A 5,353-nucleotide genomic window follows, 5' to 3' on the forward strand; every position below is an offset into this window, starting at 1 on the left:
TGGGACGTTGTAACACATCAAATGAAACGAGTTATAAAATTTATCCTGGTAATTGTATTCTTCTCAAATTGTTCAAACAGTTCAGATAATCGGACTTTTGAGCGGACAGCTGTAATCTATAATGGTTTTGAGGAAAAAAGGGAAGAAAAATTCACTGCAAACGTCGGCAGTAAAATAAATCTTATTTATAAATATGTAAGTCAAACGGACAGTACAAAAACTGTAAGTATTAAAGTTGGTGAAGATTCTCAACTCTATTTCGAACCCTTCGAATTCATCCGTTCTGACCGTAACGGACTGAAGGCAGAAAATTTATCGGATGATCTTTTTCATTATTACGAATTAAAAGATCCCGTAACAGACGGAACCGGACCGATTTTGTTTAATGAAGATTATGGACTTTTGGCTATTTATAATGTTTACGGACCAACTATAATATTCTTAAATGATGAAACCTTAGAAATGAAAAATCAAATTTTAGATAGTTTGAATAATTAAAGACGTGTTACAACAACATATAAAAACAATGCTAAAGCCTGTCTCGATTCGAAATTCCGTGCTCGCTTGCTAAGCGGATTGTCCTGCGGACAATCACGCTCGCCAGCTCGCACAGTTTTTATAGCATCAATGAAAAAGCAGTAATCGAGTATCTTTAATAATCACTATAAAAACTAAAGATATGGAAACCCGAGTTACTGCCTTACCAAAGTTATTCATTGGAATTGACATCCACAAGAGAAGCTGGAAGATACACTGCAGCACAGATCTTTTTGCTGGCAAATCTTTTACCATGCCACCTGAGCCAGGGAAATTATATGAATACGTTCAGAAACATTTTCCCGATTACCAGGTAACCACTGCTTATGAGGCTGGTTGTTGTGGCTATTCTGCGCATCGTAGTTTTGAGAGCTTCGGGTGGAAATCCCTGGTGGTAAATCCAGCTGATATCCATCGTAAAGGAAAGGAGCGCCATACCAAAACCGACCGTATCGATGCCCAATTGATTAGTCGGGAACTTAAGGACGGGCGTTTGGAAGGAATTATAGTTCCAGGTAAGGAACGAGAAGAATTACGCAGTCTCTTCCGCCGCCGGAATGAATTAGTTAAAGATCTCAGGCGCATCAAATGTATGATCAAGATGCAACTACTTTATTTTGGAATCAAAGTTCCTCCGGAGTTTGATAATGATCACTGGAGCCACGCTTTTCGGAATTGGGTAGATAGCCAACAGTTTAATTATCCTACTGCCCGGGAAACTATGGCCAGTAAGATGCGTAGCTTTAGGTTTATAGATAAAGAGCTTCGTGATGTTTCCAGTCAGCTCAGGGCCTACTGTCGTAAACATTTTAAAGAGGACTACTACCTGCTAAGAAGTATTCCGGGAATTGGCGGAATTGTAGCGGTAGGAATTATTGCAGAACTGGGAGATCTCAGACGTTTTAGCAGCCTCAAACACCTTGCAGGATATGTAGGGCTGGTTCCCGGCATATATCAAAGTGGAGCTACTTCCAGATCTATGGGAATGAGTCCACGGTGTCACGGGTTAATTCGCTCTTATTATGTGGAAGCTGCCTGGCAGGCCATTAGAACCGACTACCGGAAACATCTGGGGAAAGATGTCAAAAAAATAATCGTTAAGGTAGCTCACAAATTATTGAGCCGGACTTTAGCTGTGATAAAAACAAAAACTCCATATGAAGTGGGGGTTGTAGCATAAATATAAATCAATGATCAAGCTCAAAGAATAAGGCCCATACCACAAAACGTCTCAGGTGACCATTTATGGATCACATTTTATAGCTAGTGGATGGGCTACTTTAACCAATCATAATGATGCTGGTGGCGTCCAAAGAGATGACCACAAATAGGATGCTGAGCTGGTTATTTTGCATTGAATTTCAATTGAAGCAAAGCTTCATTAAAAATTCAACGCCCTAAAAATTGAAGGAGTATGGAATAATGGAATTTAAAATATTATTTTTGAGAGACAAGATTATTGCTTTTCATAGGACGAGACGTTGTGAGGCATCTAAGGGCAAAGTGTGGGGCAAAAATTAGATTTTCAGCTATTTTCGTTTAAAAGGTTTGGTCTATAATCGGACTTTGAAACGGAGCCAATCAGCTTAATAAAGGTCGATATTTGCCATTTTAGAGACCTCTTTGCGACGGACGAAAATCGGCAAATTTCAGCTTTTCCGGAGTTGTTATTTCTTCGGGAAGAAAAAAAAGCTACGCTTTAGAATCCTTACTCAGCCGCAAGAGGCGCTTTTTTTCGGTAAATTTGGATGTGTTGGTTTGCGGATAATTAAAAAGACGCCTCACAACAGCATATAAAAACAATGCTAAAACCTGTACAAATTCGAAATTCCGTGCGTGCTTGCTTCGCCTGATTTTCCTGCGGAAAATCACGCTCGCTCGCGCACAGTTTTTATATGAGACGTTGGCAAACATTAGATGAAACTAAGAAAAATAAAATTAGGTTGTGGAATTGCCTTTATAGTTCTGATAATTTTAATTATCGGGTTCTTTTGGGCTTTTAATGAAGCTTTTGGTAAAGAAGAATACACCGTAACCATTGATCAAAATATCGGAGGAAAACTGGTCAGTGATGTAAATTATTCTGCCGACCTTCAATCGTGGTATTATTTCATAGACTATAAATATATAGATCCGAAAGGTGAAATTTACGATTTTGGACAGGGTCTTTATCAGGGAGAAGAATGGGATGAAAATGATCAACTTTTTCAATTTAAAAATTGGACTATTTTACCAACAGAAACTGATTTCGAATCTATTAAATTTATTTCAATGGATTTAAGTTCTGGAAATAAAGCGGAATTTGTTATAGAACCTCATTCGATACAAGAAGATAGTCTCTGGCAATCAAAAAACATAAAATCGGCTTTGATGTGGTCGCCTTCTGGAGTTAAACTTGATACAATTATCAACAATAAAATATTCATTGAATATACCTATCGGATTGACAGAGAAAATGTGGAAAATTTGGGGACGCATTTAGTAGAATATGAAATAGAGGAAAAGAGCGGAATTCCAAGAATGAAAAACTTAAAGCAGATAAAATAAACGTTTGCCAACAACCGTAACCGTTGCACAAGCCAATAATTTTTTTGAATTCCCGCTACAAATAAGCCGCTTTAAACGGTTTTTCTTTTATGGATTGGATTGGCGGTGAACAAAATTCAGGTTCCTTAAAGGTGAACTTTGGAGCTCTTGCAATAGGTTTTTAGATGGAAAGAGCAAAACGGACTGTCCTGCCCCGGATTTTACTCTTTTTGTAGTATGTTTCAGGTACTTCTTCAGGTTATAGGCGATGGCTGCCAGGTGCATACATTTGTTTGCCTGCCGAATTCCTATCGTGTTGACTTTTCTTAGCCCCAGGAATTCTTTAAGGGTGCCAAAAACAGGTTCTACAGTGCTTTGGCGTTTGCCTTTCATATAGCGGCCGCGCCTGCTCTTTACCCGTTCAATGTTCCTATCGTATTCCTCCCGGTAGGCAGTAATGTTGATCCTTTTTTCATGGCTTTTGCCAATGCAGGCCGTTTTTATAGGACAGGCTTTACAATCGGCCCGTGTGGTAAAATAATGGTCCTTTAGATTACCATTTTCAATTTTCTGCTTCCGGAAGGTAACTTTCTTGCCCTGTGGGCACAGCCAGTAATTACCTTCTTTGATATACTCAAATCCTTCAGGTCCGCCTTTGTAGGTTCCGTGCGGCGGGATGTATGTGGTTAGTCCTTTTTTCTCAAAGTATGCGTAATTTTCCCCACTGCTGTAACCGGCATCTGCCAATACATTCTCCCAGATCAAACCTTCCCGGCGCAAGCGCCTGTTCAATCTAGCGGTAGTGTCCTGTAGGTATTTGGTATCTTTTTTATCTGCGTGATAAGCCTGTACATCGGTGATTACATTGGCTTCTATGTCTACTGCAAGGTTGCACAGGTAGTTCAGTTTTCTGGCCTTCCCGGGTTTGACACTTATCCGGGCATCGGGATCTGTTGGGCTGTAATGGGTTTTGTTGCTGGTATACCTGCTGCCTTTGTTTTTGGCACCGGGGCGCATGTCCTGATCCTGGCTCCATTTCTTGTTCCGGCTTTTGATTTCCTGAAGTTCTTTCTTGCTTGCTGTGATCTTCTGCTGTTTTTCAGGGGCTTTGTTCCCTTTGGCTTTGCGATCCCTGCTGCTTTGTACACGCACCTTGGAAAGATGCTCCTCCAGGTCTTCTGCCGGGACTTTGATCTCCAGGCTGTCCATGGAAGCATTGGCTTTTACAGGAGCGGAATCAATTGCCTGGGTGTGCCCGCTTACCAATCCGATTTCAATACACAGCTTTAAAACTTTGGTAAAAACTTCCTCAAAGATATCTTCAGGAAAAAGCTGCCGGGTACGGCTGATGGTACTGTGCCAGGGCAGTTCTTCATCCACATCATATCTCAGGAAGTAGAGGACGTCCAACCGCATTGCGCAGTGGTTCATTACCCCACGATCAGTAGTGATATTCTCCAGGTATCCCACCAGGCAGATCTTGAAAAAGACCACAGGGTCAATGCTTTTCTGTCCGCTATCTCCGTAAAACTTTTGGGTAAGCGGGTAAAGAAACTCCAGGTTCAGGACTTCTTTTAAACGTCTGTAAAAATTTTCTTTTGGAATCCTGTCACTGAGACGGAAGGAAGTGAAGAGTTTTTCCTGATAATTTTTCTTGCCTTGCATATCAGAAAATTAACATTTTCCGGTATCTTGTGCAACAGGCACAACATATAAAAACAATGCTTAAACCTGTCTTGATTCGAAACTTCGTGCCCGCTTGCTACGCTGATTTTCCTAGCGGAAAATCAAGCTCGCCAGCGCACAGTTTTTATATTAAACGTTATGCAGCAGTCAAAAAATTAGGGTAAAGAACAAATGGAATTAATGCCAAAATTGTAAATTTGAGTTATGGATAGAAATATTAAAAATAAGAAGATAGAATTAATTCAGTGGTTATCTACTCTGAACGATGAATCCGTTTGAAAAAATAATGAAATTAAGAGAGAAAGAAAAAACGGACTGGTGGAAAAAAATATCCAAAGAAGAAAAAAATACTATAGAACAAGGAATTAGAGATGCCGACTCTGGAAAACTAAAATCTCATACAGAAGCAAAGAAATTATATGAAAAGTGGTTATAAGATTTGTGGACTGACCACGCACTTTATGAATTAAGAAAAACAATTAAACATTTAGAAGAAGCATGGACTGAAAAAGAATTAGAAAATTCTTCAGAACAACTTGACCATACTATTGAGTTAATCTCTAAAAATCCAGAACTATTCCAAGCTTCAAAAAAGAAAAAGAAT

Annotated in this window: 5 protein-coding genes; 4 read left to right on the forward strand and 1 reads right to left on the reverse strand. The window is 39.6% G+C overall.

Annotated features, from left to right (window positions below):
- From RM545_RS17240 to RM545_RS17250, 3 genes are all read left to right on the forward strand, one after another.
- Positions 1–498: hypothetical protein (locus RM545_RS17240; RefSeq protein WP_311496525.1), on the forward strand; the 498-nt coding region annotated here is incomplete at its 5' end.
- A gap of 181 nt (positions 499–679) precedes the next feature.
- Positions 680–1,717 (forward strand): IS110 family RNA-guided transposase, encoded by a 1,038-nt coding sequence (locus RM545_RS17245; RefSeq protein ID WP_311496526.1) that lies wholly within the window; start codon positions 680–682, stop codon positions 1,715–1,717.
- A gap of 737 nt (positions 1,718–2,454) precedes the next feature.
- The gene (locus RM545_RS17250; protein ID WP_311496527.1) at positions 2,455–3,084 is read left to right on the forward strand and encodes a hypothetical protein; all 630 of its coding nucleotides are present in this window, start codon (positions 2,455–2,457) and stop codon (positions 3,082–3,084) included.
- Positions 3,085–3,171: 87 nt separating this feature from the next.
- Here the strand turns inward: RM545_RS17250 and RM545_RS17255 are convergent, their stop codons facing one another.
- Entirely contained in the window at positions 3,172–4,728 is a 1,557-nt protein-coding gene (locus tag RM545_RS17255; protein ID WP_311496528.1) for an IS1182 family transposase, read from the reverse strand.
- Between the two features lie 307 nt (positions 4,729–5,035).
- Here RM545_RS17255 and RM545_RS17260 point away from each other — a divergent pair, with 307 nt between their 5' ends.
- Complete coding sequence (locus RM545_RS17260) at positions 5,036–5,185, forward strand: hypothetical protein (protein ID WP_311496529.1); 150 nt, start codon at positions 5,036–5,038, stop codon at positions 5,183–5,185.
- Positions 5,186–5,353: the final 168 nt, after the last annotated feature.

This window comes from Autumnicola lenta (assembly GCF_031846515.1).
Taxonomy (GTDB): domain Bacteria; phylum Bacteroidota; class Bacteroidia; order Flavobacteriales; family Flavobacteriaceae; genus Autumnicola; species Autumnicola lenta.